Source organism: Hydrogenophaga sp. (assembly GCF_030651625.1).
GTDB lineage: Bacteria > Pseudomonadota > Gammaproteobacteria > Burkholderiales > Burkholderiaceae_C > Hydrogenophaga.
Genome location: NZ_JAUSCF010000034.1, coordinates 1 through 14,101 on the forward strand (window position 1 = coordinate 1; position 14,101 = coordinate 14,101).

At 65.7% G+C, this 14,101-nt stretch carries 16 protein-coding genes; 8 read left to right on the forward strand and 8 right to left on the reverse strand.

Annotated features, from left to right (window positions below; all coding sequences use genetic code 11):
* On the forward strand, positions 1-345 hold a 345-nt coding region (gene rlmH / locus Q7V46_RS16470), incomplete at its 5' end, for a 23S rRNA (pseudouridine(1915)-N(3))-methyltransferase RlmH (protein WP_304914648.1).
* 72 nt (positions 346-417) lie between these two features.
* Complete coding sequence (locus Q7V46_RS16475) at positions 418-1,035, forward strand: nucleoside triphosphate pyrophosphatase (protein WP_304914649.1); 618 nt, start codon at positions 418-420, stop codon at positions 1,033-1,035.
* Between the two features lie 171 nt (positions 1,036-1,206).
* Here Q7V46_RS16475 and Q7V46_RS16480 read toward each other — a convergent pair whose 3' ends face one another.
* From Q7V46_RS16480 to Q7V46_RS16495, 4 genes are all read right to left on the reverse strand, one after another.
* Positions 1,207-2,406 (reverse strand): MFS transporter, encoded by a 1,200-nt coding sequence (locus tag Q7V46_RS16480; protein WP_304914650.1) that lies wholly within the window; start codon positions 2,404-2,406, stop codon positions 1,207-1,209.
* Positions 2,406-2,696 carry a hypothetical protein gene (locus Q7V46_RS16485; RefSeq protein ID WP_304914651.1) on the reverse strand — a complete coding sequence of 97 codons (291 nt, stop codon included), beginning with the start codon at positions 2,694-2,696 and terminating at the stop codon, positions 2,406-2,408. Before Q7V46_RS16485 ends, Q7V46_RS16480 begins: the two co-directional genes overlap by 1 nt.
* Before the next feature lie 91 nt (positions 2,697-2,787).
* On the reverse strand, positions 2,788-3,714 hold the full coding sequence (locus tag Q7V46_RS16490) for a DMT family transporter (RefSeq protein ID WP_304914652.1): 927 nt from the start codon (positions 3,712-3,714) through the stop codon (positions 2,788-2,790).
* A 247-nt stretch (positions 3,715-3,961) separates the two neighbouring features.
* Positions 3,962-4,936 (reverse strand): hypothetical protein, encoded by a 975-nt coding sequence (locus Q7V46_RS16495; RefSeq protein WP_304914653.1) that lies wholly within the window; start codon positions 4,934-4,936, stop codon positions 3,962-3,964.
* A gap of 221 nt (positions 4,937-5,157) precedes the next feature.
* Here Q7V46_RS16495 and Q7V46_RS16500 point away from each other — a divergent pair, with 221 nt between their 5' ends.
* A complete protein-coding gene (locus Q7V46_RS16500; protein WP_304914654.1) occupies positions 5,158-5,895 on the forward strand; it encodes a response regulator in 738 nt (245 codons plus the stop codon).
* Positions 5,896-5,935: 40 nt separating this feature from the next.
* On the opposite strand, the gene Q7V46_RS16505 is transcribed toward Q7V46_RS16500, so the two are convergent.
* On the reverse strand, positions 5,936-6,412 hold the full coding sequence (locus Q7V46_RS16505) for a MarR family winged helix-turn-helix transcriptional regulator (protein ID WP_304914655.1): 477 nt from the start codon (positions 6,410-6,412) through the stop codon (positions 5,936-5,938).
* A gap of 129 nt (positions 6,413-6,541) precedes the next feature.
* On the opposite strand from Q7V46_RS16505, the gene Q7V46_RS16510 reads away from it, so the two are divergent.
* The 5 genes from Q7V46_RS16510 (at position 6,542) to Q7V46_RS16530 (ending at position 12,294) form a co-directional block, all read left to right on the forward strand.
* The gene (locus Q7V46_RS16510) at positions 6,542-7,747 is read left to right on the forward strand and encodes a 3-hydroxybenzoate 6-monooxygenase (protein ID WP_304914656.1); all 1,206 of its coding nucleotides are present in this window, start codon (positions 6,542-6,544) and stop codon (positions 7,745-7,747) included.
* Between the two features lie 121 nt (positions 7,748-7,868).
* Positions 7,869-8,909 (forward strand): cupin domain-containing protein, encoded by a 1,041-nt coding sequence (locus Q7V46_RS16515; protein WP_304914657.1) that lies wholly within the window; start codon positions 7,869-7,871, stop codon positions 8,907-8,909.
* A gap of 128 nt (positions 8,910-9,037) precedes the next feature.
* Positions 9,038-9,739 (forward strand): fumarylacetoacetate hydrolase family protein, encoded by a 702-nt coding sequence (locus Q7V46_RS16520; RefSeq protein WP_304914658.1) that lies wholly within the window; start codon positions 9,038-9,040, stop codon positions 9,737-9,739.
* A gap of 257 nt (positions 9,740-9,996) precedes the next feature.
* Positions 9,997-10,665, forward strand: coding sequence for a hypothetical protein (locus Q7V46_RS16525; RefSeq protein ID WP_304914659.1), 669 nt, complete (start codon positions 9,997-9,999; stop codon positions 10,663-10,665).
* A gap of 129 nt (positions 10,666-10,794) precedes the next feature.
* Positions 10,795-12,294, forward strand: coding sequence for a hypothetical protein (locus Q7V46_RS16530; protein WP_304914660.1), 1,500 nt, complete (start codon positions 10,795-10,797; stop codon positions 12,292-12,294).
* A gap of 105 nt (positions 12,295-12,399) precedes the next feature.
* Here the strand turns inward: Q7V46_RS16530 and Q7V46_RS16535 are convergent, their stop codons facing one another.
* The 3 genes from Q7V46_RS16535 to Q7V46_RS16545 are packed head-to-tail and all read right to left on the reverse strand — an operon-like array spanning position 12,400 to position 14,097.
* Entirely contained in the window at positions 12,400-12,981 is a 582-nt protein-coding gene (locus tag Q7V46_RS16535) for a hemerythrin domain-containing protein (protein ID WP_304914661.1), read from the reverse strand.
* A 28-nt stretch (positions 12,982-13,009) separates the two neighbouring features.
* Positions 13,010-13,414, reverse strand: coding sequence for a ribonucleotide reductase subunit alpha (locus Q7V46_RS16540; RefSeq protein WP_304914662.1), 405 nt, complete (start codon positions 13,412-13,414; stop codon positions 13,010-13,012).
* Positions 13,415-13,431: 17 nt separating this feature from the next.
* Positions 13,432-14,097, reverse strand: a complete 666-nt coding sequence (locus Q7V46_RS16545) for a nitroreductase (protein WP_304914663.1) — start codon at positions 14,095-14,097, stop codon at positions 13,432-13,434.
* Positions 14,098-14,101 lie beyond the last annotated feature (4 nt).

The window sequence follows — 14,101 nt, forward strand, 5'->3', positions numbered from 1 at the left end:
CCGCGAGGCTCCAAGACGCTAGAGACAGTGCTCGCGGCAGAGCGGGATCGCATTCAGGCCGCCTTGCCCAGGGGCAGCCGGGTGGTGGTGCTCGACGAGCGGGGCACCGCATTGTCAACACTGGCGCTGGCGCAACAACTGAAGCAATGGCAGCTCGACAGTGACGACGTGGCGCTGATCATTGGCGGTCCCGACGGGCTGGATCCAGACTTCCGGGCCAGTGCGCATCAGCGCATTCGCTTGTCGGACCTGACGCTTCCCCATGCCATGGTCCGCGTGCTCCTGATCGAACAGCTCTACCGGGCCTGGTCGGTCAATGCCAATCATCCGTACCACCGAGAGTGAACTTTTTGACCCCTATGCTCCAGCGCCGCGCGGGTCGCTGCCCGGCGGTGAAGCGCGTATCAACGCGACCCTATGACTGATTTCATCTACCTGGCTTCCCAGAGTCCGCGGCGCTTGCAGCTGTTGGAGCAATGGGGTGTGCCGTGCAAGCTCTTGCTGCCCGATGCAGACGAGGATGTTGAGGCGCTGGAAGCAGTGAAGCCTGGTGAAAAGCCCGCAGCTTACGTACAGCGCGTCACTGGCCTGAAGCTCCAGGCGGCGCTGGCTCGCCTCAAGCAGCGCGGATGGCCGCCTTCGCCAGTGCTGTGTGCTGACACCACGGTGGCGCTGGGTACCCGCATTCTTGGCAAGCCTGAGGACAAGGCGGATGCCATGCGCATGCTGGCCGATCTGTCTGGGCGGCGTCATCGGGTGCTGACGGCGGTGGCTGTGGGCCGACCGTCCCAGCGGGGCGACAAGGTGTGGTCGGCCTTGTCGACATCATGGGTGGCGTTTGCGCCCTTGACCCAGGGTCAGATCCGTCGTTATGTTGAAAGCGGCGAGCCCATGGGGAAGGCGGGGGCGTACGCCATCCAGGGGCTGGCCGCGCTGTGGACGAGCCACATCAGTGGCAGCTATTCAGGCATCATGGGGTTACCTGCGCACGAGACAGCGCAGGTGTTGAATGCCGCCGGCGTCCTCCTGGGATGAAAAACCCAAAGCCGGCCCGGCGGTGCCCCTGGATGGGACCGTTTCAGGCGTGATAGGTCTCGCGCTGCGCGGTGTAGCAATCAGGATGAACCTGTGCTCAAACAACATCGTGGCTTCGGCCCCGATGTTGTTTGCGTTTGCCCTCGCCGCCTCTGTGGCACAGCGATCAGCTCACGCCTTGACCGCCAGGCTGCCATTCGGCGTTGCTGATTCGCTTCGTGACAATCGGCTGGGCCAGACCAGCAAGGCCGCCAGCAAGGCCAGCGCGATGTCCACCAGCCACAGGGTGGTGTCGCTGCCGGTGCGCTCGGCGGCCCAGCCGCCCAGCCAGATGCCGGCAAACGAACCGAGCTGGTGCACCAGCATGACCACACCAAACAATGTGCCCAGGCGCTCCACCCCGTGCTGGCGCGCGACCAGTTGCGTGGTGGGTGGCAAGGTGGCCATATGCGTGGCCCCCATGACCACGGCAAAGGCGGTCAGCACCAGGGGTGTGCTGGGCAGCAGCAACAGCGCGCCCACGCCCAGCGCGCGCATCAGGTACAACGCCACCAGCAAGTGCGCCGAGTCGTGGCGCTTCATGGCCAGCCCCACCGCCACGCTGCCCACGATGTTGGCGGCACCCGCCACCGCGATCCAGGTGCCGGCCAGGGAAGCGGGCAGGCCACAGCGCTCGATCACGCCGGGCATGTGCACCGCCAGAAAGCCGACGTGAAAGCCACACACGCCAAACGTGAAGCTCACGCGCCAGAAGCGCAGGTCGCGCATCACATCGCCCACCGGTTGCGACGGCCGCGCCGCAGGTTGATTCGCTGGCCGGCGAAACGGTCTGGCCAGCGGCAAGGCCACCAGACTGATCAAGGCCGTGGCGAGCAGCGCATGGACCCAGCCGGCGCTGTCCAGCAAGGCCTGCGTGGCCGGGCCCAGCAACAGCTGACCCAGCGATGCGCCCGCGCCAACGATGCCCACCGCCAGGCCCATGCGGGCCGCGGGCACGGCACGCCCCACTTCGCCCACCAGCAGACCATTGCTGCCCACGGCACTGCCGGCCGTGGCGGCGGCCACCATCGACAGCGCGACCGCCGCAGGCACCGGCCATAGCGCGGGCACTGCCGTGGTCAGCATGAGCAGCCAGGCACCGGCCACGATCACGCGAGCAGCGCCGAAGCGGTCGGCCAGCAGGCCCACCACCGGTTGGGAAAAACCGATGGCCAGCTGACCGAGCGCCAGGGCCAGGCTCAGGCCGGTCAGGCCAATGCCCGATGCGGTATTCAAAGGCGAGACGAACAGGCCGAACGACGAGCGCGTGCCCATCACCAACCCCATGAGCAGGGCCGCGGCGAAGACCATGCGCCAGGCACGGGCGTCCATCACCGACCGCCCTGGCGGCGAGCGCGCCGCACGCGCTCGCGCGTCATGGGTGCAAGGCCTTCGGCCTCGGCCCAGTGCGACGCGTGTTCGCTGGCCGACATGCCCAGGTCGCGCAGGGTGATGGCATCAAGCCTTTGAAAGTCCGCCGCGTCGCGCTGCAGGCGCCGGGTCCGCTGCCAGGCCTGCCACCCTTGGGTGACACGACCCAGCAGGTGCCCAATACCGTGGGGGAGAGGAGCGCGTTGGGCGGAAAGACGGTTGGTGATCGAAGGTGGGGTGTGGGTGTTCATGGTGTTTACTTGGGGTGGGAGGCCCTGCTGCACCGTGCAGCAGGGCATGGAACGGAAGCGGGGTGGCCGGGTGGTCGCCTGGCTGCCCGGTCTACAGACCGGTGCTGCGCCGCACACCCATCACTCGCAGCGCCAGACCGAACGCAGGGCGGATGGGCAGCAGACCGGTGGCCAGCGCACAGCCGAGCAGAATCGTTGCGCCACCCAGAACCAGCTCGGCCGTGACCGGCTCACCCAGGAAGAGGTGTGCCCAGGTGGCAGCAAACGCGGGGATCAGGAAGGTCACGGTGGTCGCACTGCTGGCCCCGGCGCGCTGCACCAGCCGGAAGAAGATCGCCTTGGCGAAGCCGGTGCACAACACGGCCAGCATGCCGGCCGCGATCCAGCCAGAAGCGCTGGGGAAGACCCCAGGCCAGGTGGCCGCCGCCGGGCCCGCGAGCAGCACCGTCGCCACCATCTGGCTGCCTGCGGCCAGGACCACGGGATTCACATCGGTCAGGTAGCGGCGCATGAGGTTGGCAGCCGTGCCGTACGAGGCAGCTGCCAGCAGGCAGGCCGCCAGGCTCCAGAAGCCGAAACCGGTGCTGCCGTCGGCGCCCCCTTGGCCCGTGACCACCAGCGCCACGCCCGCAAAGGCAATCAGAAAGCCGAGCCAGCGCCCGCCACTGGTCGCCTGCCCCAGCCAGACCATGGCCACCAGGGCGGCAAAGATCGGTGTGGTGGCATTGATCAGGCTGGTGATGGCGGCCGGCACCTGCTGGCTGGCGAAGCTCAGACAGGCGTAGGGCAGCGCGATACCTGTCAAGCCCACCGCCAGCATGGCCACGGGGTGTACCTGCAGCGCACGCCAGAGCGGGCGCCAGCCCACCAGCGGCACCAGCACCAGTGCACCCCCCGCCGCCCGAATCGCCGTGAGCACCACGGGGCCGAACTCGGGGACGGCTGAGCGCATCCAGACGAACGAGGCGCCCCAAATGGCGGCCAGCATCAACAGCCGCAAGACGTCTGGCGCGCTCACGGGGCTACCCTCCGTACTGCGCACTGCAGGGCTGAGCGCCATTCTTGAAAGCATGGGCCAGCGACCAGGCGGTCCGGCATGCGGGAGGCCCCTTCGCGCGGACAAGGCCACGCGCGGGTGAGGAAGTGGTTGTGCGGGTTCATGGCGAAAAACTCCGAAGAGGGTGATGGCGCGGTGCAGCGGGAATGGCACGCTGTGCCGCGCAGAGGCCTTCAGCGGGTGGGGCAGGCGCCCACCCGCTGCTCGGTCAGGCCGCCAGTGGCAAGGGCAGCTCGGGCTGTTGCGGCACCGCGTAAGTCAATGGCGCCAGGGCGTTGTGAATGCGCGCGGCCTGTGCCTCGTTGAGCATCGAAAACAGGACCTTCTGGAATCGCGGCTCCATGACGCCGGAGACGATGTATTGCCAGCGATAGGCCTTGAGCACGGTGGCTTCGATCTGCGCGGCGCGCCCGGCGTCCGACGCCATGCCGGCGATGCGACAGAAGTAGTTCGCATCGGCCTTTGCCTGGGCCTGCAGGATGCCGTCGACCGCGCCGACCAGCGCGATCAGGTCCTCCACCGCAGCGTCGCGCTCGGCCTCGCTGAGCTTGGCGTTTTCCTTGACGAGTTCGATCTCGTCCAGGATGGCGTGCTGCGACTCTTCCTTCCAGTGGAAGAGGAAAACGTCCTTCCACAGCTCGGACAGGTTGTCCTGGGGCTCGATGCTGGCGCGGTAGTGGGCCTGGGTGAACAGCTCGATGTCGAGCGTGAGGGCCAGCACCGCCCAGGTGCTCTTGGACAGCACGGCCTGAGCCACGGCATTGGCTTCGGCGGTCTGCACGTAGCCGGGCGGCATGTCGGCAGCCATCATGGTTTCAAGCCGACGGAACAGTTCCTGGTGCTTGATCTCCTCGTCGGTCATGCGCACCAGGGCCTCCAGTGCCACCTGATCGCCCAGCCAGTGTTCGCGGCTGATCTCCAGCACCTTGGCGCCGATGAAGCGCTCCACCAGGCCAAAGATGTAGGCGTAGGTGCGCCCCTGTACCTGGCTGAGCAGGCGCTTGTCCGCAGGGCTCAGGAAGGGCAGTTCGTTGACCAGCGACAGGCCGCTGGGCAGGAAGTTTTTCGTGTAGTCGAAGCGGCGGCCACGGATCAGGTCGCGTTCAATTTCCCAGCGCACGCGCTTGGAGACTTCGATGACCTTGGCGTAGCGATCGCTGGAGGCAGAAACTTGGGTAGACATGGTGATTTCCTCGGGGGTTGATGCCTGCAGCACCGCGCCGCAAGGCAGGCCTTCACTGTGTCGGCCCGAGGTATTGGCCATGTGGCTGTTGTCGCCCGAATGGTTGCCGTCGTGTATCGCCATTCTTCATTTGTGCTGACAAGGCGCGCCAGGTAACGGCCCTGTTGCCGTTTTGTATTCGGCCATTCCCAGTCCCTGGCGACGATGTCAAAATGCGCCGCATGAACGCCCAGGCCAACCTGCTGATCGTGGACGACGATGCTTCCGTGCGCAGCATGCTCACCGAATACCTCGGCGGCCACGGCTACGCGGTGCGCCAGGCCGGTGACGGCAACAGCATGCGGCAGGCGATCGACGACGCACTGCCCGACCTGATCCTGCTCGACCTGCGCCTGCCCGGTGAAGACGGCCTGACGCTGGCGCGTTTTCTGCGCGAACGCTACGACGTGGGCATCATCATGGTCACCGCGTCCAGCGACATCGTGGACCGCGTGGTAGGCCTGGAAATGGGCGCCGACGACTACATCGCCAAGCCCTTTGATCCGCGCGAACTGCTGGCGCGCATCAAGAGCGTGATGCGCCGCATGCAGGCCCGCGAGTCGGCCCCGGCTGCGGCCACCCCGGAGCCCCAGACCGCCGCGGCCAATGGCCGTCAGCGCTTTGGCCGCTGCGAGATCGACATGGCCGCGCGGCGCATGTTCGACCTGGCGACCGAGGGACAGGAAGTGGCCATCACCGCCATGGAATACGACCTGATCAGGGTGTTTCTGGCCAACCCCAACCGCGTGCTCTCACGCGACCAGTTGCTGATGCACACCCGCAACCGCGAGTGGGAACCCTTCGACCGGTCGATCGACATCCGCATCGGCCGCCTGCGGCGCAAGGTGGAAGCAGACCCCGATGCCGAGCCTCGCAGCATCCGCACCGTGCGCAACGCGGGCTACATGTACGTACCCTGACGGTGACTTCAAATGACTGGGCCGTCGCAGCGCCGCTCCGTCACTTCATCGTTTCGCTCGGCGCCCGGCTCAGTTCGTTGTTCTGCGTGACCAGCACCTGCAGCATGCGCATGAACTCTCCGCGCTGGCGTTCGGTCAGGGGTGCCAGGATCTGCTCCTGCGCGCGCAGCATGGCAGGAATGGTTCCGGCCAGGGCCTGATCGCCTGCGCGGGTGAGGAACAGCTGACGGGCACGCCGATCTTCGGGCGAGGTTCGGCGTTCCAGCCAGCCCCTGGCCTCCAGCCGGTCGACCACGCCGCCCGTGGTGGACGTGTCCAGCGCGATGTTGCGCGCCAGCGTGCGCTGGTCGATGCCGGGCTGGTTGCTCACCACCTGCAGTGCCGCGTACTGCACGGGGGTGATGCCGCTGTCGCCTACCGACTGCAGAAAGATGCCGACCGAAATCTGGTGCAGCCGCCGGATCGCGTGACCGGGCTGCAGGTCGATATCAACAGGCGAAGCGGTGGATTTTTTCATGGCGAGAAAGGGCCTGGATTTCGACCGGATTTGGCGTTTCCGGATATTAGCACTACACTTATAATGAGTATGCTGACGATTTACCTTGTCAGATGCCGATCACTCACATCCGCGCAGAGGAGACAACCCATGAACGCAAGCCCTTCTGAACTTCCCGTGCTGGTGGCAGGCGGTGGCATTGGCGGCCTGGCAGCCGCGCTGGCCCTGGTGCGCCAGGGCTTCCATGTCCAGGTCTTTGAACAGGCACCCGAGATCGGCGAGATCGGTGCCGGCATCCAGCTCGGTCCCAACGCCTTTCATGCCTTCGATGCACTGGGGATTGGCGACAAGGCGCGGGGCCGCGCGGTCTACACCGACCACATGGTCATGCACGACGCGCTCGACGAGACCCTGGTGGGCAGGATCGAAACCGGTGAGGTCTTCCGCCAGCGTTTTGGCAACCCCTACGCAGTGATCCACCGGGCCGACATCCACGGCTCGCTGCTCGAAGGCGCGGTGGAGACCGGCCGTGTCGAGTTCTTCACCAACACCCGCATCGACAAGGTCGAGCAGGACGAGGCGAACAAGACCGTGACCGCCATCGACCAGAACGGTAAGCGCTGGACCGGGCAGGCGCTGATCGGCGCCGACGGTGGCAAGTCGGCGGTGCGCGCGCAGTACGTGAACGACCCGCCGCGCGTGACCGGCCATGTGGTCTACCGCGCGGTGGTCGAAAAGGCCGACTTCCCTGAAGACTTGCGCTGGAACGCCGCCAGTCTCTGGGCCGGCCCCAAATGCCACCTGGTGCACTACCCGCTGCGTGGTGGTGAACAATACAACGTGGTCGTGACCTTCCACAGCCGCCAGGCAGAGCAATGGGGTGTGACGGACGGCAGCAAGGAGGAAGTGGAGAGCTACTTCCAGGGCATCTGCCCCAAAGCCCGCCAATTGATTGAACTGCCCAAGACGTGGAAGCGCTGGGCAACGGCCGACCGGGAGCCGATCGACACCTGGGTGTTCGGCCGCGCCACCATCCTGGGCGACGCCGCGCACCCGACCACGCAGTACATGGCACAAGGTGCCTGCATGGCGATGGAAGATGCGGTCACGCTGGGCGAGGCATTGCGTGTGAGTGGCAACGACTGGAACACTGCCCTGCCGCTGTACCAGAAAAGCCGCGTCACCCGCACCGCACGCATCGTGCTCAGTGGCCGCGAAATGGGCCGCCTGTACCACGCCGTGGGTGTGGAACGGCTGGTGCGCAACAGCCTGTGGAAAGGCCGCAGCCAGGAACGGTTCTACGATGCCATGGAGTGGTTGTATGGCTGGAACGTCAACAACTGTCTGAGTCAATGACCCACCCCCGTCGCTTCGCTCCGCCCCTCAAGGGGCAACCCCAGCGGCCCGGCAAAGCCGGTTCCGCGGGGTTCGCTTGAAAAGTCATCTCGCTCGAACCACGCCTCATTCTGGAGACACCATGAACGATCTCGGAAAACTCGAAGACCTGCCGGCCGACTATGTGGCCGATCTGCGCGCGCTCAACCTGGTGCCGCTGTGGCCCAGCCTGCGTGCGGTGTTGCCCCCCAAGGTGCCCACGCGCGCAACCAGGGCCACGCATTGGCCCTACGCCTCGCTCAAGCCGTTGCTGCTCAAAGCCGGCGAGCTCACTCCGATCGAGAAGGCCGAGCGTCGCGTGCTGGTGCTGGCCAACCCCGGCCACGGCCTGGAAAACATGAAAGCCAGCCCGGCCATGTACCTCGGAATGCAGTTGCTGCTGCCCGGCGAGTGGGCACCCAGCCACCGCCACACCCCCAATGCGGTGCGCATGATCGTGGAAGGCGAAGGCGCCTACACCACGGTGGACGGCGAGAAATGCCCGATGAGCCGTGGCGACCTGATCCTCACGCCGACCGGCCTGTGGCACGAACACGGCCACGACGGCACCGACCCGGTGGTCTGGCTTGACGTGCTGGACCTGCCGCTGGTCTATTACATGGAGGCCAGCTACCACATCAACGGTGAGCGCCAGCAGGTCAAGCAGGGCAGCGGCGACCGCGCGTGGACCCGTGCCGGCGTGGCGCCCACCACCGTGTTCACCCGCAGCGACAAGCGCTACCCCATGCTGCGCTATCCCTGGGTCGACACGCGCGCCGCGCTGCTGGGCATGGCCGCCGACCAGCCCGATCTGGAATGCGTGCAGGTGACCTACGTGAACCCCGAAACCGGCGATGACGCCGAGAACATCCTGGGCTTCTACGCCTTGATGCTCAAGCCCGGCCAGACGCTGAAGCTGCCCGCGCGCTCACCCTCGTGCGTGTTTCACGCCATCGAAGGCCGCGCCGATGTGACGGTGGAAGGCGCCGACCAGACCTTCACGCTGGCCGAGGCCGACACCTGCTGCGCACCGGGCTATTCGCTCGTGACGCTGAAGAACCGATCGGCCGACCAGCCGGCCTTCATCTTCATGGCCGACGAGTCGCCGCTGCACCGCAAGCTGGGGGTTTACGAGGTCCGTTGACCACCCCCGCGCCGCGCGTTCCGCGCGTCACCCCCTCAATGGGGCAATACCAGCGGCCCGGCAAAGCCGGTTCCGCGGTATTCCTGGATTGAGACACGCGCTCCGAGCACATTTTTCGAATATTCAATATGACCCAATACCTCTTCACCCCTCCCGCCGTCCAGTCGTTGCCCATCCGGGGCAAGACAGAGCGCTTTCCCATCAACCGCATCTTCTGCGTAGGCCGCAACTACCACGCGCACGCAGTGGAAATGGGCCGTCCGGTCGACAAGAGCGTCGAACAGGCGTTCTATTTCACCAAGTCGCCCCAGACCCTGGTGGAAAGCGGCGCGACCGTGGCCTACCCGCCGCGCACCAGCAACTACCACTTCGAGATGGAACTGGTGCTGGCCATTGGAAAATCCGGCTTTCGCGTGAGCGAAGCCAGCGCCCACGAGCTGATCTATGGCTATGCAGCCGGCCTGGACATGACCCGGCGCGACCTGCAACTGGTGGCGCGCGACAAGGGCCGTCCGTGGGACACCGGCAAGGACATTGAAGAAGGTTCGGTGTGCTCCGAGATCGTGCCGATGGAAAGCGTGGTGGTGGACCATGGCGCCATCGCGCTGGAAGTCAACGGTGCCACCAAGCAGTCGTCCGACGTGAACAAGCTGATCTGGAACATCCGCGAAATCATCGCCGACCTGTCCACCTACTACCACCTGCAGCCCGGTGACCTGATCTACACCGGCACGCCCGAAGGTGTGGGCGCGGTGCTGCCGGGCGACAGGATCACTGGCCGCGTCGAAGGCGTGGCCGAGGTGGCGTTGCAAGTGGGCCCGGCGGAGTGAATGCCACCTGAGTCGGCGTCCACGGGCTGGCAACGGATGGCCTTTCTTTTCAACTCGGTGCCCTGACTCGCTGCCTGGTATGCCTCTATCTGAGGAAGCAGCACGGCACGCCGCGCCAGGCTTCCGGGCGGCCAATGGTCTTCCCGCGCTGCTCACTGCCGGCGCAATCACCTGTCGCTGCGCCCGCCAGCAGCCCCTGAAGCAGACCCCTGCTTTTTCTGCGCTACATTCCTGAAAAATTCTCAGGGGGTATCTGCATGACAACAACACACGCCTGCAGGGTCCGGGTGGGCGCGGCTTTGCTCGTGGCCGCGTTGGGCACAGGCTGCATGACCGCGGCCCACGTGGCCATGGAGGTGGAAAAGGCCTCGAACACACGCCAGCTCAACCAAAGCATCGCCGTGCTGCGCCAGCACATCACAACCCTGCAAGCCCAGGGCGACCCGCTGGGCGATTACTTTTATGCGCTGGCCAATTCGGATGGCTGGATCAGGGACGTGACCGAGCCGAAGGCCATCACCGAACTGTTCGAGCGCGCGGCGGCCAAAGGCTCGATGGACGCGAAGATTCTGCTGGCCTTGCAGGAAGCCATGGACGAGCCGGTGCCGGGCAAGCTGGACTATGGGCAAGGGCCAGGGGAGGATTTGGCACAGTGGGAGCGTGGTCTGGCGCGGTTGTTGCCCTTGGTGCAGCAGCAGTGCTATGCGCGAAGGCTGGTGGTGCAGGAGGGTAGACCTCAGGTGGCTAGCTACACCATCGCTTACAAGGTATGGCCCCGGTTCAGAAATGGCTACTACCATCACAATGCAGATGGCACACGAACGCTAGTCAAAGATGCCGAGCGCCAGAAGCTATGGGAGAACATAGACGATCAATGCCAAAGGCCCCGTGATCAATGGCTGGACATAGTCGCCAATAAGGGGTGAAGCATGGACACCATATTTCAGCTTGGTAGTTCAACACCCAATCCGCCAAATCGCCTTGATGCCCGCGTTGGCATGGCTCTGGCCTACTGGGCTTACCCACACACAAACACAGAAAAGGCTGAGAAAGTCGTGCGCTACCCGGACCCATGGGAACACGCCCAGCCCGGCAAGCACCTTCCAGCCTACTGGCCCCTCGCAGACATCGACGCCAACGGCCGTCTCAAAGCCGGAAGTCCCGAAGGCTGGAATACCCAGCACAACGCCAGCGGTAGACTGGAAAACCAGTTCAAGATCTCGATCAACGATCGAACCCACGAAATCACCTTCGACTTCAAAGGCTCCGACGCCTGGAGCAACTGGAAGTCCGACCTGGGCAACGCCGGTGCCAGCGAGTTCGCCAAGATCGAAGGCCAGGCGCAAGTGGCATTGGAAGCCTTGCAAAACGACGAGCGCTACAAAAACTACCGCTTCGCCACCACCGGGCACAGCCTGGGCGGCGGCATGGCGCAGAGCTTTGCGCTGCGCAACAACCTCGACGCCTACGTCTACAACAGCCTGCCCATTGCTCGCGATACGTTGCGGGGCGGCTACTTCCAAAGCGTGGGCGGCGCCGACGCGGCGCTGGCCCGCTACCAGGCTTCGGGGAGGCAGGTGCACGACGTGCGCACGCCCAACGACATCGCCACCTACGCCTATGAGGGCGTGATGCAGAACCAGTACCTGAGCCGCCACACCGGCGCCGGCCCCGCCCTGCTGCCTGGCGCGTCTGTTCCGGACCTGCTCAAGACCGTGTTGATGGCCAGCAAGGTCGGCACGCTGCCCGCCACCGCGCTCATGGGGCGCGACCACACCATGGGTGCGCTGGTGAATGCCCAGCACGGCCTGTCATTGAATTCGCAGGGCGCTTTCCGCATTCCCGAAGGCCATGGGGACTTTGCCAGCGTGCCGCCCCAGGTTCGCAAGCTGTTTGCCGAACTGAGCCATTCGCCCGTGGTGAAGGCGATCCAGACCGCCCGCCCGGACGACGTTTCACCCCATGAACGCTTCGTGATCACGCGCGAAGACGGCAGCCAGCAGCACATCGCGGTACACCAAGGTCGTGGCGACGTGGAGATCGACCACTACGACCAGGACGGCAGCCACACGCGGGTGGAGCTCAACGCGCGGCGCGGCCAGCCGGCTCGGGTCAGCGGGTTCGACGCACAGGGCCGGCCGGTGCGGGAGGAGTTGCTGGCATTGCAGACGCCCCGGCACAACGACCCGGCGCAAAACGCCCTGCTGGACAAGGCCCTGCGCGAAACCAGCGACGCACTGGCCCGCCAGGGTCTGAGCCCGGTGCAGGTGGGCCAGGTATGTGCCGCTGCGGTGGCACACTGCACACAACACGCCCGCCACGGCCGGCCTGAGGCGTTTCTGGTCAGCGGTGACGGTGAGGTGGTGGGCGTGATGCACGAGAACCACTACCTGAGTGAAATGCCGATTGCCCCTGCCCTGGAACAAGACGCAGCGGCGCACCTGGCGCAGGCCGCCCGTTCTCAGCATGTTCAAGCCCTGCATGCGCCCATAGATGGATCGGCTGACATTGAACCTGAAATGTCCCGGTGGAACGGACGGGCGCTGCACCCCTGACCGGGCTCCTGCCGAAAGATCGCGAACCCGTTCAGGCAGGGGCCACAGGCGTTCACTGAATCCATCGACCGCTTCGGAGTGAACCGGTCGATACACGCCGTGCCTTCAACTGGCCGGCGGCTCCAGCCCACGACGCTGCATCATGTCGGCGCTCATGGCGCGCAAGGCCTCTGCCGACAACCGGGCCTGGGCGGCCGGGTAGATCAGGCCGTCTTCATCGTCCAGGTGGTGGCGGTACAGGCCGGTGAAGTGCCCCAGCACTTCGGCCTGTGCCGGGGTGATGCCGGTCCAGCCTGCGGGGGGTGCTTCGGTGAGTGAAGCAAGCACTTCGCGCACCGCGAGCCAGGAGCGTTCCATCTCCCGATGATCGGCCTGCAGCTTCTGCACCATGGCCACCAGCACGGCGTCGCCCTGGGCCAGCAACGGTGGAAACACGTGACGCTCCTCGTCTTCGTGGTGCTGGGGTGCGGCCTGATCGAAGTAGCGCATCACGTCGCGCGCCGCCTGTGCCACGCTCTCGTCCCAGCCGTGCACCAGCAGCCGCTGCTGCAACCGCGCCAGCAGCTTGAGCATGCGCTCGACGCGCTCGTGGCAGGCGTCGAGCATCTCGAACGGCGCTTCAAAGCCAGCGCCCGGGGCGCGGTGGCCGGGCATGCTGATTTGCGTCAGTGGGATGGAGGTGGCCATGGCGGCGTGTCTCGGTTCTGGTCAGGTCTCAGTGCAGTTCCACCGCGTGGCCTTGCGCGTCGAACGGAATGCAGTTGTTCAGGTAGCCCTGGCGGATCGCTTCGACCATGGCGGTCAGGGCTTCGCCGGTTTCCTGGGCGCCGGGCGGCTGCTCAGATGTGCCCGACAGGGCGGCGGCAAACACCATGTGCCACGCTGGGCCCATGCCTTCGGCTTCTTTTTTCAACTGGGCGAACGACGCGAGTTCGTCGGGCGACTTGTCCACACACATCTGTGGCACCAGTGCGCCGCCTTCTCCGCGCTCGAAGCGTTCGCGTTCTTCGGCGGTGGCGTCGTCGGGCAGCTCGGCAGCAGCGAAAACAAACAGCAGGCGCTGCGGCGTGGGTTGGGTGCGGGCGGCCTGCAGCAGGTCGTCCAGGGTGGTGATGTTCATGGATTTCCTTGTAAGGATCAGAATTGAGAGGTGGGCGCATCGCCCAGTGTGCTGACAAAGTCGGCCACATCGGGTCGCACGCGTCCGGGCTTGACGGACAGCACCGTGCCGATGCTGACAAAACAGAGAGCGCGTTCGCGCTCGCGCAGACCGAACAGGCGCTTCAAACAACGGGACGACAAGGCCTTGCCGCTGGTGAGCGCCGAGCCGAACCCCAGGGCCGTGGCCATCAGCAACAGGTTCTGCACCGCGCAACCAGCCGAGACCACGCGCTCCAGCAGGTCCACCGCCGGGTCGCCACAGGCGCCGTCCACCACCAGCAGCAGCAACCAGGGTGCGCGCTGCGCCTTCTCTCGCGCCTGTTCGCACTGGTCGGTGGTGGCGTCAGGGTCGCGCTCGATCAGTGCTTCGGCAAACACCTCACCGAGCGCAGCACGGGCCGACATGGGCACCACCACGAAGCGCCAGGGCAGCAGCTGACCGTGATCGGGTGCGCTGGCCGCGGCTTCCAGAATGATCTGTTGCTGGGCCGCATCGGGCCCCGGTGTCCCCAGCCGTTTGGGCAGCACGGTGCGGCGCGAGCCAATCAACTCGGCGGCGAGGGTCGCAATACCGGCGTCTGTAGCAATGTCCAAAGATGCTTCGCCCTCACGTGGCGAACGCAGAAAGGAGGTTTTCAACATGGCC